Genomic DNA, 24,827 nt, shown 5'->3' with positions numbered 1-24,827 from the left:
ATGCTGGACCGCGACGTCAACGGCCGCACGGAGCGGCTGTGCCCGGACGCGCCGGCGCCGGTGCTCGACGTGACCGCGACGCGCGACTCCCCCGGTGGCGCCGGGCTGGCCGCGCTCCTGTGCGCGACGGGTGGCGCACGGGTCACGCTCGTGGCCCCGGTCGCCCGGGATGCCGACGGTGGCCGCCTCCTCCTGGACCTGCGTGCCGAGGTGGAGGTCGTCCCGCTCGGGCACGAGGGCCCGACGCGGCGCAAGGTGCGGGTGCGCAGCGACGGGCACTCGCTGGTGCGCGTCGACGACGGCGGGCCCGGCATCCCGACCACGGTGCCGGTGGAGCGCGTCCGCGGGGCGCTCGCTTCGGCCGACGCCGTCCTCGTCTCCGACTACGGCGCCGGGGTGACCCACGACCCGCAGCTGCGTGCGCTGCTCACCGAGGCGTCGGCCCGCTGCCCGGTGGTGTGGGATCCCCACCCCCGTGGCGGGTCCCCCGTCCCCGGGACCGCCCTGGTGACCCCGAACCTGGCGGAGGCGCGGGGGGCGGCGCCGAGCGGCACGGCGGAGCCCGACTCTCTCGCCCGCGCGCTGCGCGCCAGGTGGGAGTCGCGCGCGGTCGCCGTGACCGTCGGGGACCGCGGGGCCTTCCTCGCCACGACCGCCGACGAGCCGCTGTTCGTCCCGACCGCTCCGGCTCGCGGCGGGGACACGTGCGGCGCGGGCGACCGCTTCGCCGCGTCGGCGGTGGTCGCGCTGGCTCGCGGCGCGCTCGTGTCGGCGGCCGTCGCCACGGCCGTGGCAGACGCCTCGGCGTGGGTCACCGCGGGGGGCGCCGAGGCGTTCCGGACCCGCCGCGTGCTGGCGTCCCCGGAGACGCCCCCGGACGCCGTCGACGCTGACGTCCCTGCTCTGGCCGCACGCCTGCGCGCCGGCGGCCGCACCCTGGTGGCTACCGGGGGGTGCTTCGACATCGTGCACGCCGGTCACGTGGCCACCCTGCAGGCGGCCCGGCAGCTGGGCGACGCGCTCGTCGTGGTGATGAACTCCGACGACTCCGTCCGGCGCCTCAAGGGTCCCGGCCGACCCGTGGTCCGCGCGGGGGACCGCGCGCGTGTGCTCGAGGCGCTCGACTGCGTCGATGCCGTCGTCGTGTTCGACGAGGACGACCCGCGGGAGGTCCTGGCCGCGCTGCAGCCTGACGTGTGGGCGAAGGGCGGCGACTACGGGGGGCGCCCGCTGCCCGAGACCGAGGTCGTGCGCGCCGGCGGCGGTCGCGTGGTGCTCCTGCCCTACCTGGACGGTCGGTCCACGACGTCCCTCATCGAGCGCACGGGACGAGCCCGCGCGCACCAGCCCGAGGAGGTCGCATGACCAGCACTCTCACACCGCGCACCATCGGCACCGTGGTGGTCACCGGGGGGTCCAGCGGCCTCGGGGCCGCCGTCGTCGAGGCGGTCGCCGCCGCCGGTGGGACCCCTGCCGTCCTGGACCGGGTCGCTCCCCGGGACGGTGTCGCTCACGTCCTGGTGGACCTGTCGGACTCCACGGCGGCCGCGCGTGCGCTCGAGGAGCTCGTGGACCAGGTGGGGGCCCCGAGCGGCCTCGTGACCGCCGCCGGCATCGACGCGTGCGGCCCGCTGTCGAAGATCGACACCGAGGACTGGGAACGGGTCGTGCGGGTCAACCTGTTCGGCACGGTGGCAGTCGTGCGTGCGTGCCTGCCCTACCTCGAGCAGACGAACGGGACCGTCGTCACGGTCGCGTCCACGCTCGCGCTGCGCGGCGTCAGCGACGCCACTGCCTACTGCGCCTCGAAGTTCGCCGTCCGCGGGTTCAGCCAGGCGCTCGCCGCCGAGCTGGCCGGGCGCGTCGGGGTGACCCTGCTGGTGCCCGGCGGCATGCACACGCCGTTCTTCGACGGGCGCAGCGAGCAGTACCGACCCGGTCCGGACGCCCAGCTGAACGACCCCGCCGCCACGGCGGGCGCCGTGCTGACGGCGCTCACCCAGCCGGTGGGCAGCGAGATCCGGGAGATGCTCGTGATGGCGTCCGGGGAGAGCTCCTGGCCGTGAGCGGGGCGGTCGGCGCCGACGTCCTCGTCCTGCGGGCGCTCGGGCTCGGTGACGCGCTGACCGGAGTCCCGGCGCTGCGCGGGGTGCGCCGGGCGTGGCCGGACCGGCGCCTCTGGCTGGCTGCCCCCGCCACGCTCGGCCGCTGGCTGCAGGACCTGGGGGTCGTCGACGGGGTCGTCGACACCGTCGGCCTCGACGCCCCGCTGCGCTGGGACCGGCCAGGGCACGTGGCCGTCAACCTGCACGGACGCGGCCCCCGCAGCCACGACCTGCTGTGTGCCACGGCTCCCGACCGGCTCGTCGCGTTCGGGGTGGGCGGCGAGGCGTGGCAGCCGGACGAGCACGAGGTCGACCGGTGGTGCCGGCTGGTCAGGTCCGCGGGGGGCCCGTGCGACCGGGAGGACCTGCGCCTGCCGATCGGGACCGGTCCGCGGTCGGACGAGGTGCTCCTGCACCCCGGCGCTGCGGCGGCGGCACGGCGGTGGCCAACGGATCGCTGGGCGGACGTGGCGCGCCGGCTGGCGTCCCGCGGCATGACCGTCACGCTGACCGGCGGACCGCAGGAGGTGGAGCTCTGCGACCGCATCGCGGCGGCCGCCGGCCCGGGCGTCCAGGCGGCGGGCCTGCTCCCGCTGCCGGAGCTGGCCCGGCGGGTGGCCGGGGCGATGCTGCTGGTCTGCGGCGACACCGGGGTGGCTCACCTGGCGACGGCCACCGGGACGCCGTCGGTCCTCCTGTTCGGCCCCGTGCCGCCGCGGTGGTGGGGTCCGGCCATCGACCCGGACCGGCACACCGTCCTCTGGCACGGGCACGCGTCGGCTCCGGGTGACCCGCACGGCGCCGTGACCGACCCCGCGCTCGCCAGGATCACGGCGGACGAGGTGGAGTCCGCGGTCGACGGCCTGCTCGCCCGGTCAGGCTGAGACGCTCGACGCCTGCTCGAACCAGCGCACGGTGCGGGCCAGGCCGTCCGCCCAGTCCACCTCGGGCGCCCAGCCGAGCTCCGCCGCGGCGAGGGTGGTGTCCGGCCGACGCACCTCGGGGTCGTCGACCGGCCGGCCCACGAACGTCAGGCCTGACCGCGAGCCCGTGGCGGCGAGCACGTCCTCGGCGATCTGCCGCACGGTGAGCTCGGTCGGGTTGCCGATGTTCATCGGGCCGGTGTGGCCGTGCGCGGCGAGCGCGAGGATCCCGCGCACCAGGTCGTCCACGTAGCAGACCGACCGCGTCTGGCTCCCGTCGCCCGCCACGGTCACCGGCTCCCCTGCGAGGGCCTGCCGGATGAACGTCGGGATGGCCCGGCCGTCGTGCGGCCGCATGCGCGGTCCATAGGTGTTGAAGATCCGGACGATGGCGGTGTCGACACCGTGGGTCGTCCGGTAGGCGGTGGTCAGGGCCTCGCCGAACCGCTTCGCCTCGTCGTACACGCCCCGCGGACCCACCGGGTTCACGTGCCCCCAGTAGTCCTCCGGCTGCGGGTGCACCTGCGGGTCCCCGTACACCTCCGAGGTGGAGGCGAGGACGAACCGCGCGCCCTTGTCCTTGGCCAGCCCCAGCGCGTGGCAGGTCCCGATCGAGCCGACCTTCAGCGTCTCGATGGGCAGCTGCAGGTAGTCCACCGGAGAGGCGGGCGACGCGAGGTGCAGGACGAGGTCGACAGGTCCCGGCACGTGCACGAAGTCGGTGACGTCGCACCGCAGGAGGCGGAAGGCACGCCGGTCCATCAGGTGCGCGACGTTGGCCGGTGTGCCGGTCAGGAAGCTGTCGAGGCAGACCACCTCGGCGCCCCGCTCGAGGAGGGCGGTGCACAGGTGGCTGCCGAGGAAGCCGGCGCCTCCGGTGACGACGACGCGCCCGGAGGTCGGGTCGGGCGCTGTGGACAGGGCACGGGAGGGCGGCATCGGTGGGTCCCCTCGAAGGATCGTCCGCGTCGTCGGCCCCGTCTTCGCCGGCAGGTGGTTCCCAGGCACAGTCCTACCGCTGATCGCCGCTGGCCGCTCGTCCACCCGGTTGCGGCCGTCGCGGCACCGGTTACCGTGAAGATCGGTCAAGCAGCAGGCTGGCAAGGAAGCCGCCTGGCCGTTGTGCCCGGCGTGCAACCGTCGAGGAGACCACCATGGCAACAGGTGAGACCGGGTTTGACGACGTGACGTTCGACCTCATCTCCGTGCAGTACCACTCGCTGAAGGCGGGCCACGACTACGGGCAGTACGTCCGGGACGCCCGCAACGCCGGCAAGGACGACATCGCCTCGTTCTTCGAGCAGGTGATGAGCGAGGACTCGCAGCGCGCGCAGCGCTGTCACGAGTTCCTGTCCAAGCTGACCAAGCACGGGACGTCGGCCACGTCCCCACAGGGTGACCGGAGCAGCGGGGCGCTCCAGGACGCGGCGTCCGCCGAGTGACCGGCCCGAGGGGCGGTGGGCATCTCCCACCGCCCCTCCCGCGTGTCGACGCCGTGTCGCGCACCAGCGACGGCGTGCCTATCGTGAGGGAGGGGGTCGAGCCGTGGCCGCTCCACTGCTCACGAAGGCGTGCAGCGATGTCTCACCTCCCCCCGACCCTCGTCCGGCTAGACCGCAGCGACGCGGCAGTGATCGAGGTCAGCGGGCCTCTCGAGCCCGACGACCTCCTGGAGCTGGCGGCACTCGTGCGCCGCACGCAGCGGCTCGCCGGCGCCGTCGTCGTGGACGTCGCCCGCGCGACACCCGCCCTGCTCACGGTGGAGCTGCTGACGGAGCTGTCCCTCGGCCGACAGGGGTGCGCGCCGTTCGAGGTGCAGGGCGTCCTGCATGAAGCCAGCGGGTGCTGAGATGGCCCCCGACCCCACCGGCGCTCCCTCCCCCGCGGTTCCCGACCCGACGCTGGGTCGTGGGCCGCGTCGCGTCCTGGTGACCGGCGCCGACTCGGGCATCGGCAAGGCGTGCGCCGTCGCGCTCGCCCACGACGCCGAGCACGTGGCGGTGACGTGGCACGCCGACGAGGACGGCGCCCGGCGGACTGCCGACGAGATCGCCCAGCACGGCGCCACCGCCCACGTGCTCCACCTCGACCTCACCGACCCCACGAGCGCGCCCGGGGTGGTCGACGACGCCGTCACGGCGATGGGCGGCGTCGACGCGGTCGTGCTGAACGCGGGGACCGGCACCGCGACCCCGCTGCTCGACGTCACCTGGCAGCAGTGGCGCGACGTGCTGGCCGTCGACCTGGACGGCGCCTTCCTCTGCCTGCAGCGCAGCGCGCGCCACCTGGTCGACCAGGGCACCGGCGGACGGATCGTGGCGATCACCAGCGTCCACGAGCACGCGCCACGCGTGGGCGCCGCGCCGTACTGCGCGGCCAAGGGCGGGCTCGGCCTGCTGGTGAAGGTGGCCGCCCTGGAGCTGGCCGGGCACGGGATCACGGTGAACGCCGTGGCGCCCGGGGAGATCGCCACCCCCATGACCGACCAGGAGGACGAGTCGGTGCTGGAGGGCAAGGAGCGTCCCGGGGTCCCGCTCGGGCGCCCCGGCGACGCACGGGAGGTCGCCGCCGTCGTGCGGCTCCTCTGCGGACCCGAGGGTGGGTACGTCACCGGCGCGTCCTGGGCGGTCGACGGCGGGATGCTCACCATGGGACCCATGGCCGGGTCGCACCTGACGTCCGACGACTGGCGGCGACCGTGAGCGGCGTGTGAGCGCGACGCTCCACGACGCCGCACACCGCGTGCTGGGCACCGGTGCACGACTGCGGGACATCCAGTCGGACGCGTTGGACGGGCTGACCGAGCACGACACGCTGCTCGTCGCCCGCAGCGGCGCCGGGAAGACGGCCGTGTACGCCATCGCCACGCTCATGACCGGCCGGCTCACCGTGGTCGTCTCGCCCCTGCTCGCACTCCAGCGCGACCAGGTCAACGCCCTGCGTGAGGCGGGCCTGCGGGCGGACTCGGTGAGCTCGGCGCGGACCGGGTCCCAGAGCGGTGCCGCGCTGCGGGCGGCAGGCGACGGGCTGCTCGACGTCCTGCTGCTCGCCCCTGAGCAGCTGGTGCGCGCGCAGGTGCAGGACGCGCTGGTCGGAGCCGACGTCGGGCTGGTGGTGGTCGACGAGGCGCACTGCGTGAGCGAGTGGGGCCACGACTTCCGCCCGGACTACCTGGCCGTCGCTGGCGTGGTGCACCGGTTGGGCGACCCGCGGCTCCTGGCGCTCACCGCGACCGCGTCCCCGCGCGTCCGCACGGAGATCGTGGAGCGCCTCGGGATGACCGCTCCCCGCGTCCTGGTCCATGACGCGGACCGGCCGAACATCTGGCTCGGCGTGCGGCACGCCGCCACCTCGGACGCCCGGGACGAGCTCGTGGTCCGGACCGCCCTCGACGAGGAGGGACCGACCCTGGTCTACGCACGTACTCACCGGCACACCGAGGCGCTGGCGCGTGCGCTGACCGACGCCGGGAGGCCGACCGAGGCGTACCACGCGGGCCGTCCGGCGGCGGAACGCACCCGGGTGCAGGACGACTTCCTGGCGGGTCGGACCGATCTGCTCGTCGCGACGAGCGCCTTCGGGATGGGCGTCGACCGCGCCGACATCCGCCTCGTCGTCCACGCCGGGCTGCCACCGTCCCTCGACTCCTACTACCAGGAGGTGGGCCGTGCCGGCCGGGACGACCAGCCGGCCCGGGCGGTCGGTGCCGTCCTGCCCGGCGACGTGGGTCTCAACAGGTTCCTCAGCTCACCCGGCGGCCCCCGGCCCGCGTCCGTCCGGGCGGTCCTGGGTGCGGTGACCCAGGGCGCGACCACGCGGCACGAGGTCGTCGCCGCCACCGGACTCACCGCGCGCACGACGTCCCGGGCGCTCGCGGCGCTGCTCGACGTGGGCGCGCTGGACTCCCACGAGCGCGGCTACCGGCCGGGAACGATCGACGAGCCGACGGCACTGCGCGCGATCCGCGACCGTCGGGAGCGGCAGCGGGCGGTCGACCGGTCACGGGTCGCCATGGTCCAGACGTACGCCGACTCCTCGGACTGCCGGCGCCGGCTGCTCCTGGAGCTGCTGGGCGAGCAGCACCCGCACCGGTGCGGGGCCTGCGACAGCTGTGACGCCGGCACCAGCGTGGACGTGCTGGACGGCCGGCTCACCGGAGGCCAGCCGGTCGTGCACGAGCACTGGGGTCCCGGCACCGTGAGCGCGGTGGAGGCGGACCGCGTCACGGTGCTCTTCGAGGAACGCGGCTACGTCACGCTGGACACCGAGGTCGCGCTCGACTTCGGGCTACTGACGCCACGGTGAACCCGAGTCTCAGTCGCCGTCGTCGACCACGTGTTCGACTCCCCGGGCCGCCGCAGCGTCGCGGCCGGCAGCCAGGGCGTCGTCCTTGCTCAGGAAGCCGCCATCGACAGGCTCACCCTCCACCTCGTTGATCCAGAGCCCGTCCCTGCTCACCGTGTGCACCTCGTGGGACATCTCCCTCTCCTTTCCGCGGCGTCTCACCGTCGGACGATCTGCGCCGCCGACTCCTTGCGCTTGGCGCGCAGCCACGTCACCTGGCGCTGGTTGCGCGGCGCGCAGAGGCCGACGAGGCCGGCGAGCTCGTCGTCCCGGCGCGCGGCAGCGACCTGGCCCAGCACGTCCCAGTCGGTGGCCAGTCCGCACGCCGCCAGATACGCCTCGCGCAGGTCGCGCAGGAGCGTCGCTCCCGGATCGTCGGCGACCGGCGGCGGGTCGACCGTGTCGGGCACGCGCGACCCGGCGCGCTCGGCGAGGCCGGCCGCGTGGTCCTGGGACCAGATCGCGAGGTCGCGAGCGACGAGGGACACGTCCCGGTCGGCGCTGTGCTCGTCCGCGAGGCGCGCCAGGCGGCCGGCGAGGTCCGCCTCCGCCGCGGCCATCTCGCGCAGGAGGCGGGAGACCCTCATGGGACCGGCTCCCCGCGGAGCACCTCGTCCGCCTCGGCCGCCGGACCGCCGCGCGTGGCCGGGACGTCGGCGGACAGCGGAGCCGACGCGGTCGTCGTCGGAGCCGGTGCGTGGTGGCCCTCACCGTCGGCCACCTTGCGCACCCGGGCGGCCGCCGACTTGAAGAGCGGCTGCTTGGAGACGGCGTCCCACTCGGTACGTGTGAGCTCGTTCGCGGCCCGTCCCTCGTCCTGCGGACCGGAGCCGGCCGACGTGTCCCAGTAGCCGTAGTGGAACGGCAGGAACGCGACGCCCGGACGGATCGCCGTCACGCGCACCCGCGCCTGGACGCTGCCCCGCGGGGTCGTGATCTCCGCGAGATCGCCCTCGCCGAGCGCCAGCTCCTCGGCGTCGAGCGCGGACAGCTCGACCCACACGTCCGGTGCGGCCCCCTGCAGCTGCGGGGCGCGGCCGGTCTTGGTCCGGGTGTGGAAGTGGTAGAGCGTCCGGCCGGTGAGCAGCGCGAGGGGGTACTCCCCGCCGGGCTGCTCGTGGGGCGGCAGGTACTCGGCGGCCTTGAGGATCGCCCTCCCGTCCGGGTTGAGGGCGCGGTACTCGGTGACGTCCACGGGCGCTCCGGTGAGCAGGTCCCGGCCGTACGACTCGCAGTTGTCCGCGTCCGCCCAGAACCGTCCGTCGGCGTAGAGGCGCTCGGTGCCCGCCGGCGCCTCGGACGTGCACGGCCACTGCACGCCGCCGGAGCCGGTGCCGCGCAACATCTCGTACGAGAGGCCGGTGTAGTCGCACGGGCGGCCTGCGCTGCACCGCTTCCACGCCTCGAACGCCTCCTCGGGGGTGCGCCAGGCGACCAGCGGTGCGCCGTCCTTGTCGACGAGCCCGAGCCGGTCGGCGAGGTCGACGACGACCTCGAGGTCGGAGCGTGCCTCCCCCGGCGGGTCCACCGCCTTCTCCGACAGGTGCACCGTGCGGTCGGCGTTGGTGAAGGTGCCGGTCTTCTCCCCCCAGGCCGCCGCGGGGAGGACCACGTCCGCCAGCTGCGCGGTCTCGGTGAGGAACAGGTCCTGCACCACCAGGAACAGCCCGTCGCCCGCGAGCACCGACCGCACCCGCGCCAGCTCCGGCAGCGAGACGGCGGGGTTGGTGGCCTGCACCCACAGCAGGCCGATCGACCCCTGCTCGGCGTACCGGACGATCTGCATGGCGTGCGTCGGTGGGCCGTGGTGCGGGATGGCTGACGGGTCGACGTTCCACACCCGGGCGAGATCCGCCACGTGGTCGGGGTTCGCCCAGTTGCGGAAGCCGGGCAGGTCCCCGTCCGCGCCGCACTCCCGGGTGTTCTGGGCGGTCGGCTGGCCGTTCATCTGCAGCACGCCGCACCCGGGGCGGCCCAGCATGCCCCGCACCAGGTGCACGTTGTTCACCTGGACTGCGGCGGCCGTGGCCTGGTGCGACTGATAGAAGCCCTGCAGCACCGTGGACAGCAGCCGTTCGGCCGTGCCGATCAGACGTGCGGCCGCGCGCAGGTCGTCCACGTCGAGCCCACAGATGTTCGCCGCACGCTCGGCCGGGTAGTCCCCGACCATCGCACGCAGGTCCTCGAACCCGACGGTGTGCTGCGCGACGTACGCGTGGTCCACCCAGTCGTGCGCGAGCAGCTCGTGCAGCAGCCCGTTCATGAGCGCCAGGTTCGTTCCGGGACGGGGAGCCAGGTGCACGGTCGCCGCACGCGCGACGGGCGTGGGCCGGGGATCGACGCACACGACGGCCGGCGGCCGCGGACCGGCGAGCCGGTCGAGCATCCGCGACCAGAGCACCGTCTGCGTCTCGGCGACGTTGTGCCCGAAGAGCGCGATGACGTCCGCATGGTCCACGTCGGTGTACGAGGCGGGCTGCCCGTCGGAGCCGAACGACTCCTTGAGGGCCTCCGCGGCCGTCGCCGTGCAGAGGCGGGTGTTGCCGTCCAGGTGGAGCGTGCCGATCCCGCCCCGTGCGACGACGGCGAGCGCGTAGTACTCCTCCAGGAAGAGCTGCCCGGAGGTGTAGAAGCCGATGCTGCTCGGGCCGTGCTCGCCGAGGAGGTGCCGGGTCCGTGCGACGATCCGGTCCATGGCCTCGTCCCACGACGCCTCGACGAGCCGGGAACCGTCGCGGACCAGAGGGCGGGTGAGCCGGTCGGGCGAGTGGTTCGCCTGCCACCCGAAGAGGTCCTTGGGCCCGAGCCTGCCGTGGTTGACCCGGTCGTGCGCCCTGCCCCGGACGCCGACGATCCGACCGTCCCTGACGGCGACGTCGAGGCCGTCCCCGTTCGAGTGCAGCACCGACGCGCTCTGCACCCAGCGGTCCACCTGGTCGGCTGTGGTCCCGTCCTGCAGGAACGTGTCGACGCGCACGGGCCACGGCGCGCCGTCGCCGTAGGGCGTGCGCGTCCCCCACGGCTCCGCGATCCGGTCGCGGGCCACGGGTGCTGCTCCACGCTTCGCGTCCCCGGACATGGACTGCTCCCGTCGTGCGGATCGCCCCGCTGGGCCCGGCGGGCAGCCGCTCCTCGACCGTCGCGACGAGCGTGCTCGCACGCGGCAGGTGCCGCAACCCGTCGACGGGACGGTGGGCGAGCGGGCGTCCTACCTGCGATGCTCGACGCAGGTGGAGAACTCGGCCTGGCTCCCGCGTCCCGGACGGACCTGTCATGCGTCCTGCATCCACCCCTCTCCCGCGCCGCCTCGCCGAGGCCGCCGAGAGCTCCCCCGCGCTCGAGTCCGTCGCCCGCGCCCTCGGCCCGGTGGCCGACGCCGTCGCCGCCCCCCCGGCCGTGCGCGACCTGCTGCGCGGGGCTCCCCTCGGCCACGCCGCCCACCCGCTGATGACCGACCTGCCGATCGGGCTGTGGGTCAGCAGCTCGGTGCTCGACGTCGTGGGGTCGGACGGCGGAGGCTCCGCGGACCGGCTGCTCGGGCTCGGGGTCCTCGCCGCGGTTCCGACCGCACTGACCGGTCTCGCCGACTGGCGACGAGGTGGAGACCGGGTCCGCACGGTGGGTGCCCTGCACGCGATGCTGAACACGGGAGCGCTCGCGCTGTACACGACCTCGTGGCTGCTGCGGCGCCGCGGCCTCCGCGGTCCGGGCATCGCTGCCAGCATGCTCGCCGGCGGCGTCACGGCCGTCAGCGGCTACCTCGGCGGCCACCTGGTGCTGGTGCTCGGCTCACCGCACGAGCAGGCCACCGGCCCGGGCATCGACCCGACCGGTCCCCGCGTCCCCCCGGCCTAAGGTGAGCGAGAGGGGCGGTGCGCAGGTCACCGCCCGTGAGGGGCGTGGCTCCATGGCACTCGAGCAGTCCGGCGCGGCCGGCTCCCTCGCCGCGCTGACCACACTCCTGCGGCGCACCCACCTCGCGCCCCCCGACCTGCTGCCCGCCGCCGTGCAGGACGCCGCCGGCCACCTGGGCGCGGAGGCGACCGTCTACCTCGCGGACTACTCGCACACGCTCCTGGTGCCGATGGTCGGCGCGCACGACGAGGCCCTGCCCGCGCTCGCGGTCGACACCACGCTCGCGGGACGCGCCTACCGGATGCAGGCCGTCCAGGCCTCCCCGGCGCCTCCGGACCCGCACCTGTGGATCCCGATCATCGACGGGATGGAGCGTCTCGGGGTCCTCAAGGTCGTCGTCCGGCAGCCGGGCCGGCTCGGGGACTCCGCGTTCCTGCGCCAGTGCTGGTGGTTCACGCACTACCTGGGCCACCTGATCGCGGTCCTCGACGAGTTCGGCGACGGGATCGACGAGGTCCGGCGCCAGCTCCCCCGGAGCCTGTCCGCGGAGCTGGTCTGGCAGCTGCTGCCGCCACTGACCGCCGCCACCGACAAGATCGTGGTCAGCGGCCGGCTCGAGCCGTCCAGCACGGTGGGCGGGGACGTCTTCGACTACGCCCTCTCGGACGACACGGCGCAGTTCGCGATCCTCGACGCCACCGGGCACGACCTGCACTCCGGCCTGGCCGCCGCGACCGCCCTCGCGGCGTACCGGAACGCCCGCCGGCAGGGCCACGGACTGTTCGAGCAGACCGAGTCGATCCACCGCGCGGTGAGCGACGAGTTCGGCGGGCACATGTACGCCACGGGCGTGCTCGGCCGGCTCGACCTGCACACGGGGGTCCTGCGGTACCTCTCCGCCGGCCACCCGCCGCCCCTGCTCCTGCGGCGGGGCCGGGTGGTCAAGATGCTGGCCGACGGGCACCGCCCGCTGCTGGGTCTGGACATGCGCAGCGCCACGATCGCCGAAGAGGCCCTGGAGCCGGACGACGTGCTGGTCCTCTACACCGACGGCATCGCCGAGGCACGCGACGAGGAGGGGAGCTTCTTCGGGATCGACCGCCTCGTCGACTTCGTGGAGCGGGAGGCCGCCGAGGGCACGCCGCTGCCCGAGACGGTGCGCCGCGTGTGCCGGCGGATCCTCGACTACCAGAACGGGGTGCTGCAGGACGACGCCACGGTCCTGCTGGTGCAGTGGACGACCACCGGTCAGGCGCTGCTGGACCCCCTGCGCTGACGGCCCGGTCGGGCCGACCAGCGGTTGCGACCGACCGTGCCGGGGGTTACGTTCGCGCCGACGTGGCGCGGCCACGGCGGGCGGTCAGGACGCGGCCACCGAGCTGGTGCGACAGGACTCCCGTCGCACGGACGGGTGGAGGTGCCCCATGGCGCGGCTCAGCGTGGAGCCGGCGCCGGTCGGCCAGGTGCCGACCGCCCGTCGACGACGTGCGGGACGGTTCGACCGCCGCGAGGCGATCGCCGGCTACCTGTTCATCTCGCCCTGGATCGTCGGGTTCCTGGTGTTCACGGCGGGCGCCATGATCTACAGCCTCGTCATCTCGTTCAGCCACTACAACCTGGCCACCAACTCCGCGCGGCCCGCGGGCACCGCGAACTACACCGCACTCCTCGAGGACCCCCGCGTCGCCACCGCCCTCGGCAACACCCTGTTCTACGCCCTGCTGGCGGTCCCGCTGGAGATCGTCTTCGCCCTGTTCCTCGCCGGGCTCCTCAACGGCGTCGGCCGCGGCGCCGGGTTCTTCCGGACGCTGTACTACCTGCCGCGCATGACGCCGGTGGTCGCGACGGCTGCGGTCTTCTTCCTCCTGCTCAACGGGAACAGCGGCGCCATCAACCAGCTCCTGGCGGTGTTCGGGGTGGAGGGCCCGCAGTGGCTGGTCGACCCGGTCTGGATCAAGCCGTCGATCGTGCTCATGCAGCTGTGGGCGGTCAGCGGCACCATGGTCATCTTCCTGGCGGCTCTGAAGAACGTGCCGCGCGAGCTGTACGAGGTGGCCTCGCTCGACGGCGCAGGTCCGGTGCGCCGGTTCGTCAGCATCACGCTGCCGATGATCTCCAGCGCCATGTTCTTCAACGTCATCGTGCTCACCATCGCCGCGTTCCAGATCTTCGACTCCGCCTACCTGCTGTTCTGGCGCGACCAGTCGAACGCCTCCCCCGAGGCGTCCCTGTTCTACGCGGTCTACCTGTTCCAGCAGGCGTTCCGGCAGTTCAACTTCGGGTTCGCCGCCGCCATGGCCTGGTTGCTGTTCGTGATCATCCTGCTGGTCACGTTCGTGCAGATGCGGTTCGGCAACAGGCTCGTCTACTACGAAGGAGACCGCTGATGGCCACCGTGCCGATGGCGGGCCCCCGGCCGCTCCCCCCGGTGGTCGTCGCGCCGCCGACCCCGGTCGCCACGCCGGAGCGGCCCGGGCCGGGACGCCGCGTCGGCCGCGTCGTGCTCTGGGTCCTGCTCGTCCTCTTCAGCCTGCTCTTCCTGTACCCGTTCGTGTGGCTCCTCTCGGCCAGCCTCAAGGGCCGCGGACAGGTCTTCGACAACGCGCTGTGGCCGGCCGAGTTCCACTGGAGCAACTACGCGGAGGTGTGGGACCAGCTGCCGCTGCTGAGCTGGATCTTCACCAGCGTCTCGATCGCCGTGCTGGCTGCGGTCGCCGTGGCGCTGTCCAGCTCCGTGGTGGCGTTCGGGTTCGCCTACTTCCGGTTCCCCGGGCGCGGGCTCCTGTTCGGGCTGGTGCTCGCGACGATGATGCTGCCGGGCGCCGTCACCATGATCCCGATCTACCTGATCTGGAAGAACCTGGGCGCCCTCGGCACGTGGATCCCGCTCTTCGGCGCCAACCTGTTCGGCTCGGCGTTCTACATCTTCCTGCAGCGCCAGTTCTTCCTCGGCCTGCCTCGCGAGCTCTTCGAGGCGGCCCGGATCGACGGGGCGAGCTACTGGACGATGTTCTGGAAGGTCGCGATGCCGCTGTCGGTGCCGTCGTTCGTGATCGTGCTGCTGTTCGAGTTCCAAGCCAGCTGGAACAACCTGCAGGCCGCGCTCATCTACCTCAACGCCGGCAGCGTCGAGGGCTTCACGGCCCCGCTGGGCATCGCCTACGCCATGACGAAGTACAGCCCGACGGCGGGGGGGCAGGGTGACTACCAGTACGTCATGGTGGCGTCGCTGCTGGTCACCCTGCCGATGCTGCTGCTCTTCGCGTTCGGGCAGCGGTACTTCATCGAGGGCGTCGCGACGACCGGTCGCAAGGGGTAGCGCACCTCGGGTGCACCCCTGCGCCGTGACGTCAGCTCCCCACCACGTCGACCAGAGCCTCGGCGTGCTGGCCGAGGTGCAGCTCCCCGATCCGCACGTCGACGGCGACAGGCACCCGTCGGCGTGGCCTGTCACCCACGGTGAGCTCGAACGGGAGGGCCACCGACCCTGCCGGCGGCAGCGTGACCGTGACGTCCGTCGGCTCGCTGGCCCAGCCGGCCGGCAGCGCCATCCGGACGGTCAGCTGCTGCGCATCCTGCCGCGGGTTGTGCACCGTCGCGGTGAGGCGGACGGTGCCGCCCACCGGAACGCGTGACCGGTAGGGCTCGATCCGCGCCAGGATGCCGTCGGCGCCCGGACCCGCGACGTCGACCGGCAGCAGCTCACGATGGCGCTCCACCACCTCCTCCCCCTGGGCGGCCAGCATCTCGAGGTACTCGTCGTCCACCCACCTCGGCTCCCAGTGCCCCGAGACCATGACCCCGGGGGCGATCTGTCGGTACAGGGCCGCGCTGCGGCGGTAGTCCTCGGCGCGGAACCGGTTGCGGTACTGGTAGTTGAGGAACTCGCGTCGCTGCCCGGGGATCCCCTGACCGTCCTGCTGGTCGCCCGTGAACAGGACCCGCAGACCGTCCACCTCAACCTCGAAGGCGGCCGCGTAGAGGGTGTGCCCGGGCAGGTCGTGCACCGTGATGTCGTACTCGTGCCACCGCACGGTCGTGCCCGGCTGCAGCACCCGGTCCACCGCTACGGGGTCGAACCACAGGCACGGCAGGTCGTGGGCCGACGGGTCCTGGAGGATCGGGGCCACGCTCGCCGGCACCCAGACCTCGGTGCCCTCGGCCTCCCGCAGCAGGTTCAGCCCGGCCACGTGGTCGTCGTGGTAGTGCGTCGCCAGGGCCACCTCGACCGCACCGACGCCGTAGGTGCGCCGCAGCGCCGGCAGCGACGCCAGCCACGGTCGCCGCGATGCCCGGTCGTGCCCCGAGGGCAGCCCGGTGGTCATGTCGTAGCCGTAGTCCACGAGCAGCGCGGCGCCCGAGCGCGACAGCAGCGCGTAGCTGCACGAGGTGCTCGACGTGTTGAGCAGGAGGTGTTCGGTGAGCCGCAGGTACGGCTCGTCGAGACGCGTCCGCAGGTCCCACGGCAACGGGCGGCGGGAGTCGACGTAGGCCTGCATCCGGGTCGCGAGCAGGGCGAGCGCGTGCGGCGGGTCGTCCATCGGTTCCCCGTGGGAGGGCAGCAGCAAGGACAGGTGCTCCCGTGCGAGCGTCCAGCAGCTGAGCACGGTCATCGCCGCGCCCTCGGTCTCGGTGTAGCTCCACTGCGTCGCGGCGAGCGACCAGACCTTGCCGGGGGCGTAGACGAGGTCTCCCGTGAAGGCGATGCGTGCACAGGCCCGCTCCAGGACGTACGTCACCGAGCCCGTGGTGTGGCCCGGCGTCGGCAGCGTGGTGATCTGCACCCCGCCGTACTCCTGGGTCCGGTACTCGGGCACCACGGCGTGCACCGGCACCGGCTCGAGAAGGGAGAACCGGTCCTGGCGCACGTTGTAGTCGTTGTCCAGCGGTCGTGTCCGCCACATGTCCGCGACGCCGTCGAACAGGTCCCGCTCGACCGGTGGCACGTGCACGCGGACGCCCGCGCCGACCGCACGGGGCAGCCCCTGTCCCTGGTCCCGGTGGTGGTGGGTCATCAGCACGTCGGTGATCCGGTCGATCCCGATCTCGTCGAGCAGGTCGAGGACCAGCCCGGAGCCGAAGTCGACCGCGATGCCGCTGCGCGATCCCGGCGCGACGACCACGTAGACGTGGCACGTGTCCCGGACCCGGAACACCCCGAGAGCCACCTCCGCCAGCTGCGACCGGGCCATACGTCCCCATGCTAGGAACCGGCACGAACCGCTTCAACAGCACGCGTCGTCACCACGCGGAACCAGCTTCTGGCGGGCGGCTCCGGGTCAGCCGCCACCGACCCGCAGTGCGGCCTCGTCGTCTCCCGCGGGGCGCACCGAGCCCCCGAACTCCCGGCTGTGGCGCTGCAGCCACTGCAGTGCGGCGGCTCCGGCGTGGTCGCGCACGTCGAGCCCGGAGGTGTCCAGCCGGGGATGAGGCCCCGCGACCTCGAGCAGCCGCGCGACCGTCTCCCGGAACCCCGGCGCGGAGTGCACGTCGAGCACCCCGGCCGCGCTGATCAGGGCGGGGGCGCCGTGCACGCCCAGCTGGATCGTGACGTCCATGTCGTTCTCCGACCACTCGCCGACGCACCGTCGCTTCTCACGGTGCCAGCAGTCGGAGGATACGTCCGCCGTGCGACCGCCGCGAGGCCCACCCCCGCCGGGAGCTGCCGCCGGGCTGCGACCGAGGTCGTCAGTCGCGCGGGTTCAGCTGGTCCGGGTCGGCGTCGGGGTCGCTGCCCTCGTCGCCGTCGTCGGCGGCCGCCGACCCGGTGCGCGGGTTGAGCATCCCGGGATCCGCGTCCGGGTCCGTCGCCGGGTCGTAGGGCGTCGTGGAGTCGTCGGGCGGCGCCGTGCCGTCGTCCGGTGTGGTGGGGGTCGAGTCGGGTGTCGTGGTCATCCGCCCAGGCTCGCACCGCAGGTCGACGCACGCATCCGGGGTGGGCGCGGACGACGACGACCGGCACCCCCGGACCGCTGCGTCCGTGGGGTGCCGGTCGCGGTCAACCGGTCACTCGTCGCCGACGCGCTCGTCGGCCGACGTCTGGACCTTCGTGATCTGCTCGTCGTGCGACCCGCCGGTGGCCGACGACGCCGCGTCGCGCGCCTTGTCGAACCCGGTGTCGCTGGCCTTCTCGCCCTTGTCGCTGTCCAGGGCGTCCGTGGCCTTGCTCTTCAGGTCGTCGATACCCATGTGCACCACCCATTCGTCACGCTGCCGTCCGCGGTCGCCTGCTTCGGCCGCACCTCATCGTGCGTCGGCTCCGGCGCCGCCGCACGCGGTGGGTCAGTCGTTCGGCGGGGCCGCGGAGATGTCGGCCAGCGCCGAGTCGGAGTCGAGCGCGACGGCCAGGTCACCGAGGCTCACGATGCCGACCGCCTGGTCGCCGTCCAGCACGGGCACCCGCCGGACCGCCTTGTCGCGCATGAGCTGGACCACCTCGGCGACGTCGTCGCCGGGTCGGACCGTGACCAGCCGGCCGGTGGCGAGCTGACCGACCGGTGCGTCCAGCCCGATGCCCTCGGCCAGGCCACGGACCACGAGGTCACGGTCGGTGACGATGCCGACGACGGAGCCGTTCTCCGCCACCACCAGGGAACCCAGGTCCTGCGTGGCCATCGTCTGCGCCACGGACCGCAGGGTGTCGGTCACCTCGACCACCGTCGGGTGCGAGGTCATGAAGTCGGACACGGTGTGTGCCATAGGACGTCCTCCCGGGAAGTGCTGCGCGCGGCAGCCTGCTGCACCGCCCGACCACTGTCGACCACCACCGGTCGGCCCGCATCCCGGCGAGGCAGCCCCCGCGGGTCAGGGCACCAGGGCCCTGAGCTCGCCGTCGACCTGCTCGACCCAGCGGGCCACGTGCTCGGCGTCCCGCCAGTCCCCCGCGCTGGTCTTGGCCATCGCGCTGGCAGGGAAGCCCTTGGCGTCGGGGTCGAGGCGGCCGCCGAAGGTCTGCACGCCGCGCGCACCGATGCGTTCGGCGGCGTCGGCGACATGCTTCACGGGTGGGATCTGACCCTGCGCTGCCGTGCCGTCGAGCGGCCCGGTGGCGACGAGCCACACCGGCACAGCGGACAGGGCGACGGCCTCGCGCTTCACCAGTCGGCGCGCGTCCCGGTGCCAGCGCCCGGCGTAGAGGCTGCCGGCGACGATGACCGCGTCGACGTCCCGGAGCTCGCCGACGTCGCCCGCCGCGCGGACGACCGTGTCGTGGCCACGGCCGCGCAGGTCGTTCCCGATCAGATCGGCCAGACCCTGGGTCCCGCCTCGGGACGTCCCGTAGGCCACCAGCACGTGCGACATCCCGAGCTCCGTCCGTCGATCGACCCGCGCACCGCGGGCACCTCTTGATGGTCGAGCACCGCCCCGACCACGAGAAGGGCCGGAGGTCCCGGGGCTGGCGCTGCGGGACCCCGCTGGAAGGATGGGCGTCGTGCCCGCTCCCACTCATGGCCAGCCTCGCGCACTACCGCTGCCGGCGCCGTGGGCGCTGCCCGGCGAGGAGGTTCTGCGGGCCGTCGGCGGCTCGGCCGACGGGCTGACCGCACGGGAGGTCGAGGAACGGCTCGCGCGCGACGGGCGCAACGAGCTGCCGGAGCCGCCCCAGCCGTCCGTGCTCCGACGCCTGCTGAGCCAGTACGCCGACGTGCTGATCTACATCCTGGTCGCGGCGGCCGTGCTCAAGGCGCTCACGCGGGACTGGGTCGACTTCGCCGTCATCGTGGCGGTCATCGTCGCCACCGGCCTGATCGGGTTCGTGCAGGAGGGCCGGGCGGCCTCGGCGCTGGCGGGGCTGCGCAGGATGCAGTCGCTGAGCGCACAGGTGCTGCGGGACGGCGACTGGGGGGTGGTCGAGTCGGCGGCCCTCGTCGTCGGCGACGTGGTCCGGGTGCGCGGCGGGGACCGGGTGCCGGCCGACGTCCGGCTGCTCACGGCGACCCAGCTGCAGGTCGACGAGTCCGCGCTGACCGGCGAGTCTGTGCCGGCGACCAAGTCGGTCGAGGTGACCGGTCCCGACGCGGGCATCGGCGACCGGACCCCGATGCTGTTCTCCGGGACGATCGTCACCGCGGGCACCGGCGAGGGTGTGGTGACCACGACGGGCCGCGACACCGAGATCGGCCGCATCTCCCAGCTGGTGAGCGAGCAGCACGCGATCGACACCCCGCTCGCCCGTCAGCTCGCGCACCTGGGTACCCAGCTGTCGGTCCTCATCGGTGTCCTCGCCGTCGTCATGCTGCTGGTCGGCCGGTTCGTCCACGGGCTGGGCGTCGACGAGCTGATCTCCGCCGCCATCGGCTTCGCGGTCGCCGCGGTCCCCGAGGGGCTGCCCGCGCTGGTCACCATCACGCTGGCGCTCGGCGTGCAGCAGATGGCCCGGCAGCGCGCGATCACGCGCAGGATGCAGGCGGTCGAGACGCTCGGCTCCACGACGACCATCTGCTCGGACAAGACCGGGACCCTGACGCAGAACGAGATGACGGCTCGCACCGTGGTCACGGCCGCGGCCGCCTACACGGTGGAGGGCACCGGCTACGCACCCGTGGGACGTGTCGTCTCTGCGGACGGCACGACGGCGGACCTGGGCGCCCACCCCGACCTGGCCGCCCTGGTGCTGGCCGTCGTCCTGTGCAACGACGCCCACGTCGAGCCCACCGAGGACGGCTGGCGCGTCGTCGGCCAGCCCACCGAGGGCGCTCTGGACGTCCTCGCCACCAAGGCCGGCGTGGACGTGCGCGGAGCGGCCCGCGTCGGCGAGGTGCCGTTCGACTCCGCGCACAAGTTCGCCGCGACGCTGGACGACCTGCCCGACGGGACCACCCGGGTGGTGCACGCCGTCGGCGCCCCGGACCGCCTGCTCGACCGCGCCGGCACCGAGCGCGGTCAGGACGGCGACGTCCGGGCGCTGGACCGGGACGCGTGGGACGAGCGGATCGACGCACTGTCCGCCCAGGGGCTCCGGGTGCTCGCCGCCGCGGTCCGGCCGGCCGACGGGGTCGACGACTTCGCGCTGGGCGACCTCGGCGGTGGGTTCACGTTCCTCGGCGTCGTCGGCATCGTCGACACGCCGCGACCCGAGGCCACCGCCGCGATCGCGGAGGCGCACTCCGCAGGCATCCGGGTCAAGATGATCACCGGCGACCACCGGGGCACCGCCACGGCGATCGCCCGCGAGCTGGGCATCGTGCCGGTCGACGGCCGGGTCCGGGTGCTGACCGGCGCGGACCTGCAGGGCATGGACGACGACGAGCTGCGCGAGGTGGTCCGGGACGTGGACGTCTACGCCCGCGCCTCCCCGGAGCACAAGCTCCGGATCGTGAAGGCCCTGCAGTTCCACGGCGAGGTCGTGGCGATGACCGGCGACGGCGTCAACGACGCCCCGTCGATCACCCGCGCGGACGTGGGTGTCGCCATGGGCATCAAGGGCACCGAGGCCACCAAGGAGGCCGCGGACATCGTCCTCGCCGACGACAACTTCGCCACCATCGAGCGGGCCGTCGAGGAAGGCCGGCGGATCTACGACAACATCCGCAAGGCCGTCGTCTTCCTGCTGCCCACCAACGGAGCGCAGTCGCTGGTGATCCTGGTCGCCGTCCTGGCCGGGCTGGCCCTGCCGCTGTCCCCCGTGCAGATCCTGTGGATCAACCTCATCACCGCGCTCACCCTGTCGCTCACCCTGGCGGGCGAGCCCGCGGAACCCGGGATCATGCGGCGGCCGCCCCGGTCGACGACCGAGCAGGTGCTCTCCCCGCACGCGATCGCGCTCGTCCTGACCGCCTCGGTCGTCCTCGGCGCCGCGACGCTGGCCGTCTTCGTCCTCGAGCGCGACCGCACCGGTGACTACGCCGTCGCGCAGACGTCCGCGGTGATGATGCTGGCCCTCGGCCAGCTCGCGTTCCTGCTGAGCTGCCGCCTGCTCAACGGGTCCGCGCTCACCACACGGGTGCTCACCGGCAACCGCAGCCTGTGGGTGTCCGCCGGCGCGCTGATCGCGCTCCAACTGGTGTTCACCTACGCGCCGTTCATGCACGCGTGGTTCGGCTCGAGCCCGATCGGTGTGCACGGCTGGGCACTGACGGCCGGGATCGCGGTGCTGGTGTTCCTGGTGATCGAGGCCGCCAAGGCCGCCCTGCGCCTGAGCGCTACGCGCCGGGGGCCCGGTAGAAGTTCCGCTCCCACCGGTGGCGCCGGATGACCTCCCGCTGCGCCTCGGTCAGCCGCCGGCCGTCGCTCGTGGCGGCGTTGCGCTCGACGTTGCGCACCGTGCGCATGCCGGCGATCACCGTGGACACGGCCGGGTGGTCCAGGACGTAGCGCAGCGCGAGGTCGGGCAGCTCCCCCGTGGTGACACCCAGCTCTGCCACGAGCGCGTCGACGTGCTGCTCAACCTGGGCCGGTCGGTCACCGCCGAAGTAGGTGTTCCGGAAGTCGCCCTCGGGGAACGTCGACCCCGCCGTGATGCGCCCCGTCAGCCCGCCCTCGTCGAGCGCCACGCGCACGATCACGCCGACGCCGTGCTCGGCGCAGGCGGGCAGCAGCTGCTCCTCCGGCTGCTGGTGCCACGCGTTGTAGATGACCTGGACGGTGTCCACCGTGCCGCTGCGGACCAGCTCAAGGGCGTTCTCCGGCTGGTAGTCGTTGATCGAGACGCCGAAGAACCGGATCTTGCCCTCCCGGCGCAGGTCGGCGATCGTCTCCAGCCAGTCGCCCCTGCCCACCCACTCGTCGCTCCAGACGTGGAACTGCAGCACGTCGAACGCCTCCAGGCCGGACGCGGCGAGGCTGGTCTCCAGGCTCTGCCGGATGTGCGCGCCCGGGAACGTCTCGTCCGGGTGCAGCCCACCGGGAGCCGGCCAGGTGCCGTTCCTCGGCGGGACCTTCGTGGCCACCAGGACGTCCGGGTGGTCGTGCAGGACCCCGCCGACGATGCGCTCGCTCTCCCCGTAGCCCCGGGCCGTGTCGATGAACGTCACCCCCAGCTCGATCGCCCGGTGCAGCGCCGCCACCGAGTCGTCCTCACGGGCACCGATCCACGCCGAGGCGCCGATGCCCCACGCGCCGTAGCCGATCTCGGACACGGTCAGGCCTGTCTTCCCCAGCTGGCGGTACTCCATGTGCACTCCTCAGGTCCTCGGACGGCCGCGTCCAGCCTGTCCCCCGTCCGCACTCAGCGCGAGTCGTCACCTCGCCCGCCGGCCGACCGCGCTCACACCGGAGGGTCGGGCTCGAGCGCGGCCTGGCCCTCGGTGGTCCACTGCATCAGGACGAGGGTCGCGTCGTCCTGCAGGACCCCCTCCTGGTGCGCGAGGATCCGACGGCGCACCCGGCGCAGGACCTCGGGCAACGGGAGCTGTTCCGGGGCCGACCGCTCCAGCATCTCCACCAGCCGGTCGAGCCCGAAGCTCGTCCCCGACGCGTCCCGGGCCTCGATGATCCCGTCGGTGTAGAGCAGGACGGAGTCACCCGGCTCCAGGTGCTCCTCCGCGACGGTCGTCTCGCGCGCCTCGAGCCCGAACAGCGGACGCCTGCCACGGTGGAGCTCTCGGACCACCCTGCCGTCCCGGATCAGCAGCGGCGCCGGGTGCCCCGCGTTCAGGTAGCGCAGGTGTCCGGTGCCCAGGTCCAGGTCCAGCAGCACCCCGGTGGCGTAGGTCTCGCCGGCGAACTGGTCGGCGACCGCGTCCTGGATACCCTGCGCCTGCTGGAGCAGCCCGTGCCCCAGCCTGCGCTCGTGGCGGTAGGCGGCGACCGCCGCGGAGGCTGCGAGCCCTGCGCGCAGGTCGTGCCCGGTGGCGTCGGCGATGAAGAGCTGGAACCGGTCGGTGGAGATCGAGTAGTCGAAGACGTCGCCGCCGACGGCGTCAGCGGGTTCGAGGCGGCCGCTGACGAGCACCCGGTCCGATCCTGCGGTCAGTGGTGGGAGCAGCGCGCGCACCAGCTCGGTCGGGAGCTCCCTGGTCCGGCGTCGACGAAGGGCGTCGATGCTGTCCCCGTACGCGTCCAGCGCCGTCACCAGGTGTCCCAGGTAGTGCGTGAACCACCAGCACTGGCGGCGCAGCGTCGGGTCGTCGAGGTCGCGCGGGTCGTCGAGAACCACCTCGAGCACACCGAGCCGCTCCGCACCGTCGAGGATGGGGACCCACAGCCGCGGTGCTCCCGTCGTCGTGCGCTGGGTCTCGAGCAGTCGGTAGGCCCGGCCGGCCAGCGTCGCGTCCACGTCGAGGACCGCGTCTTCGGGCGGCTCCGCCACCGCGACGAGCACCTCGTCCGCGTCGTCGACGAGGTAGGCGACGGCGCGCACACCGAGCTCGCGCGCGCCGACGTCGACGGCGTGGGCCAGCGTGTCGGGAGCCACGAGGTGCGTGGCGCGCAGCAGGGACGTCAGAGCCGCGAGCGGGCCCCCCGGCCGGTCGAGCTGGCGCACCACGCGCGAGTACGGCGCCCGGTGCCTCCAGTGCAGGTCGTCGAGGCGCTCGTTGACGGCGAGCGCCACCCGGTCCGCCTCCGCGGCAGGCAGGTCGAGCCGCCCGTCGAGATACGCCTCCAGCTCCCCGGGGCCCGATCGTGGCGCCCAGGGCGAAGCAGCGCTGCCACAGCGCGTCGGTCGACATCTGGCCACGCGAGTGCGCCACCTGGATCAGCTGGCGCTGGCGTTCCGTCGTCAGGGTCGCGCCGCTCATCGCTCCCTCCGGCCCGCGCGCCGGACGAGGAGCGCGGCGGCCTCGTGCACCGGCCGCTGGTCACGCTCGGCGAGGCTCACGAGGAACGTGAAGGCCGCCTCGGCCGACGCCCCTCGCGCTGCATGAGCACGCCGCAGGCGCGGTTGATGTCGTCGCGCTGGCGCAGCACCAGCTGCAAGTTGTCGCTCAGCGCACCGGCGCGCCGGTAGTCCTGGGCGTGCGCCACGAGGATCGCCGCCTGTGCCGCGAACACCCGCATCGTCGCCTCGTCGTCCTCGGTGACGCTGCCGGGCGACCGTCCGTAGACCTTCACCGCTCCCAGGACCGTGTCACCCACCACCATGGGCGCGCTCAGTGAGCACCTCATCTCCGTCCTCGCCGCCTCCTCGCACCAGCGCGGCCAGCGGCGTTCGACGGTGACGTCATCGACGCGGACCACCACGCGGTCGCGCCACGCCGTCAGGCACGGCCCCTCGCCGATCTCGTACTGCAGCGCGTCGAGCAGCTCGACGTCGGGATGGGTCGCCGCGAGGGTGACGGTCTCCGCGTCGGGTCCCTCCAGGGTCAGCCCCGCTCCGGACGCCGCAGGGACCACCCGCTGCGCCGCGGAGGTGAGCAAGCCCAGCAGCGTGTCCACCGTGCTGTCGCTCATCAGCTGTCCGGACGATCGCGCCACCACGGCGCGCAGGCCGTCGGGGTGCGGGATCCCGGCCGGCCCGCGAGAACCGAAGCTCGTTCCGTGCGCGTTCATGAACCCCACCTCGGCGGCCCCCAGCGCTGCCTTGGACGAAGCCACGCCCCGGCTCGACGCGACACGTCCAGCATGGTCCCGGTCGGCTGGAACTGCACGTGCGGAGGCGGCCCGGCGAGTTGCGGGTGACGGGGAACGACCTACCGTCGGAGGACCGGGTCCAGGAGGT

General features: G+C 73.6%; 25 protein-coding genes. 12 read left to right on the top strand and 13 right to left on the bottom strand.

Annotated elements, in window-relative coordinates; translation table 11 throughout:
- From RYN42_RS04705 to RYN42_RS04695, 3 genes are all read left to right on the top strand, one after another.
- The coding region (locus RYN42_RS04705) for a PfkB family carbohydrate kinase (RefSeq protein WP_315094157.1) at positions 1–1,365 on the top strand (1,365 nt) is incomplete at its 5' end.
- Entirely contained in the window at positions 1,362–2,066 is a 705-nt protein-coding gene (locus RYN42_RS04700) for an SDR family oxidoreductase (RefSeq protein WP_315094156.1), read from the top strand. The genes RYN42_RS04705 and RYN42_RS04700, both read left to right, overlap by 4 nt.
- Positions 2,063–2,989: a glycosyltransferase family 9 protein gene (locus tag RYN42_RS04695; protein ID WP_315094155.1), complete on the top strand. Its 927-nt coding sequence runs from the start codon at positions 2,063–2,065 to the stop codon at positions 2,987–2,989. Before RYN42_RS04700 ends, RYN42_RS04695 begins: the two co-directional genes overlap by 4 nt.
- Here RYN42_RS04695 and RYN42_RS04690 read toward each other — a convergent pair.
- The gene (locus RYN42_RS04690; protein WP_315094153.1) at positions 2,981–3,967 is read right to left on the bottom strand and encodes a UDP-glucuronic acid decarboxylase family protein; all 987 of its coding nucleotides are present in this window, start codon (positions 3,965–3,967) and stop codon (positions 2,981–2,983) included. The two genes, RYN42_RS04695 and RYN42_RS04690, sit on opposite strands and share 9 nt — an antisense overlap.
- Positions 3,968–4,182: 215 nt before the next feature.
- Between RYN42_RS04690 and RYN42_RS04685 the strand changes: the two genes are divergently transcribed.
- The 4 genes from RYN42_RS04685 to RYN42_RS04670 all read left to right on the top strand — a co-directional run bounded on the left by RYN42_RS04685 (position 4,183) and on the right by RYN42_RS04670 (position 7,333).
- Entirely contained in the window at positions 4,183–4,470 is a 288-nt protein-coding gene (locus RYN42_RS04685) for an acyl carrier protein (protein ID WP_315094151.1), read from the top strand.
- Positions 4,471–4,607: 137 nt separating this feature from the next.
- Positions 4,608–4,877, top strand: coding sequence for a hypothetical protein (locus RYN42_RS04680; RefSeq protein WP_315094149.1), 270 nt, complete (start codon positions 4,608–4,610; stop codon positions 4,875–4,877).
- Between the two features lies 1 nt (position 4,878).
- The gene (locus RYN42_RS04675) at positions 4,879–5,730 is read left to right on the top strand and encodes an SDR family oxidoreductase (protein WP_315094147.1); all 852 of its coding nucleotides are present in this window, start codon (positions 4,879–4,881) and stop codon (positions 5,728–5,730) included.
- A gap of 7 nt (positions 5,731–5,737) precedes the next feature.
- On the top strand, positions 5,738–7,333 hold the full coding sequence (locus RYN42_RS04670) for a RecQ family ATP-dependent DNA helicase (RefSeq protein ID WP_315094146.1): 1,596 nt from the start codon (positions 5,738–5,740) through the stop codon (positions 7,331–7,333).
- 9 nt (positions 7,334–7,342) lie between these two features.
- On the opposite strand, the gene RYN42_RS04665 is transcribed toward RYN42_RS04670, so the two are convergent.
- The 3 genes from RYN42_RS04665 to RYN42_RS04655 are packed head-to-tail and all read right to left on the bottom strand — an operon-like array spanning position 7,343 to position 10,451.
- Positions 7,343–7,507, bottom strand: a complete 165-nt coding sequence (locus RYN42_RS04665; protein WP_315094144.1) for a DUF2188 domain-containing protein — start codon at positions 7,505–7,507, stop codon at positions 7,343–7,345.
- Between the two features lie 23 nt (positions 7,508–7,530).
- Positions 7,531–7,959, bottom strand: a complete 429-nt coding sequence (locus RYN42_RS04660; protein WP_315094143.1) for a hypothetical protein — start codon at positions 7,957–7,959, stop codon at positions 7,531–7,533.
- Positions 7,956–10,451 (bottom strand): nitrate reductase, encoded by a 2,496-nt coding sequence (locus RYN42_RS04655; RefSeq protein ID WP_315094141.1) that lies wholly within the window; start codon positions 10,449–10,451, stop codon positions 7,956–7,958. Before RYN42_RS04655 ends, RYN42_RS04660 begins: the two co-directional genes overlap by 4 nt.
- A 194-nt stretch (positions 10,452–10,645) precedes the next feature.
- Here RYN42_RS04655 and RYN42_RS04650 point away from each other — a divergent pair, with 194 nt between their 5' ends.
- The 4 genes from RYN42_RS04650 (at position 10,646) to RYN42_RS04635 (ending at position 14,546) form a co-directional block, all read left to right on the top strand.
- Entirely contained in the window at positions 10,646–11,227 is a 582-nt protein-coding gene (locus tag RYN42_RS04650; RefSeq protein ID WP_315094138.1) for a DUF2231 domain-containing protein, read from the top strand.
- A 52-nt stretch (positions 11,228–11,279) separates the two neighbouring features.
- Entirely contained in the window at positions 11,280–12,503 is a 1,224-nt protein-coding gene (locus RYN42_RS04645) for a PP2C family protein-serine/threonine phosphatase (protein WP_315094137.1), read from the top strand.
- A gap of 148 nt (positions 12,504–12,651) precedes the next feature.
- Positions 12,652–13,614 (top strand): sugar ABC transporter permease, encoded by a 963-nt coding sequence (locus RYN42_RS04640; RefSeq protein WP_315094135.1) that lies wholly within the window; start codon positions 12,652–12,654, stop codon positions 13,612–13,614.
- A complete protein-coding gene (locus RYN42_RS04635) occupies positions 13,614–14,546 on the top strand; it encodes a carbohydrate ABC transporter permease (RefSeq protein WP_315094134.1) in 933 nt (310 codons plus the stop codon). The genes RYN42_RS04640 and RYN42_RS04635 overlap by 1 nt, the downstream gene beginning before the upstream one ends.
- 31 nt (positions 14,547–14,577) lie before the next feature.
- Here the strand turns inward: RYN42_RS04635 and RYN42_RS04630 are convergent, their stop codons facing one another.
- From RYN42_RS04630 to RYN42_RS04605, 6 genes are all read right to left on the bottom strand, one after another.
- Complete coding sequence (locus RYN42_RS04630) at positions 14,578–16,419, bottom strand: MBL fold metallo-hydrolase (RefSeq protein WP_315094133.1); 1,842 nt, start codon at positions 16,417–16,419, stop codon at positions 14,578–14,580.
- 87 nt (positions 16,420–16,506) lie between these two features.
- Complete coding sequence (locus tag RYN42_RS04625) at positions 16,507–16,785, bottom strand: STAS domain-containing protein (protein ID WP_315094132.1); 279 nt, start codon at positions 16,783–16,785, stop codon at positions 16,507–16,509.
- 130 nt (positions 16,786–16,915) lie between these two features.
- Positions 16,916–17,122 carry a hypothetical protein gene (locus tag RYN42_RS04620; protein ID WP_315094131.1) on the bottom strand — a complete coding sequence of 69 codons (207 nt, stop codon included), beginning with the start codon at positions 17,120–17,122 and terminating at the stop codon, positions 16,916–16,918.
- A 111-nt stretch (positions 17,123–17,233) separates the two neighbouring features.
- Positions 17,234–17,416: an Rv0909 family putative TA system antitoxin gene (locus RYN42_RS04615; protein ID WP_315094129.1), complete on the bottom strand. Its 183-nt coding sequence runs from the start codon at positions 17,414–17,416 to the stop codon at positions 17,234–17,236.
- A 93-nt stretch (positions 17,417–17,509) separates the two neighbouring features.
- Positions 17,510–17,926, bottom strand: a complete 417-nt coding sequence (locus RYN42_RS04610) for a CBS domain-containing protein (protein ID WP_315094128.1) — start codon at positions 17,924–17,926, stop codon at positions 17,510–17,512.
- Between the two features lie 105 nt (positions 17,927–18,031).
- On the bottom strand, positions 18,032–18,529 hold the full coding sequence (locus RYN42_RS04605) for a flavodoxin domain-containing protein (protein WP_315094127.1): 498 nt from the start codon (positions 18,527–18,529) through the stop codon (positions 18,032–18,034).
- A 121-nt stretch (positions 18,530–18,650) separates the two neighbouring features.
- On the opposite strand from RYN42_RS04605, the gene RYN42_RS04600 reads away from it, so the two are divergent.
- Positions 18,651–21,422 (top strand): HAD-IC family P-type ATPase, encoded by a 2,772-nt coding sequence (locus RYN42_RS04600; RefSeq protein ID WP_315094125.1) that lies wholly within the window; start codon positions 18,651–18,653, stop codon positions 21,420–21,422.
- On the opposite strand, the gene RYN42_RS04595 is transcribed toward RYN42_RS04600, so the two are convergent.
- From RYN42_RS04595 to RYN42_RS04585, 3 genes are all read right to left on the bottom strand, one after another.
- The gene (locus tag RYN42_RS04595; RefSeq protein ID WP_315094124.1) at positions 21,370–22,341 is read right to left on the bottom strand and encodes an aldo/keto reductase; all 972 of its coding nucleotides are present in this window, start codon (positions 22,339–22,341) and stop codon (positions 21,370–21,372) included. The two genes, RYN42_RS04600 and RYN42_RS04595, sit on opposite strands and share 53 nt — an antisense overlap.
- A 92-nt stretch (positions 22,342–22,433) precedes the next feature.
- A complete protein-coding gene (locus RYN42_RS04590) occupies positions 22,434–23,720 on the bottom strand; it encodes a PP2C family protein-serine/threonine phosphatase (RefSeq protein WP_315094123.1) in 1,287 nt (428 codons plus the stop codon).
- Between the two features lie 263 nt (positions 23,721–23,983).
- Positions 23,984–24,658 (bottom strand): GAF domain-containing protein, encoded by a 675-nt coding sequence (locus RYN42_RS04585; RefSeq protein ID WP_315094121.1) that lies wholly within the window; start codon positions 24,656–24,658, stop codon positions 23,984–23,986.
- Positions 24,659–24,827 lie beyond the last annotated feature (169 nt).

The sequence above is a fragment of the uncultured Cellulomonas sp. genome (genome assembly GCF_963527515.1).
Taxonomy (GTDB): Bacteria; Actinomycetota; Actinomycetes; order Actinomycetales; family Cellulomonadaceae; genus Cellulomonas.
This window is presented reverse-complemented; position numbering and strand designations above follow the sequence as displayed.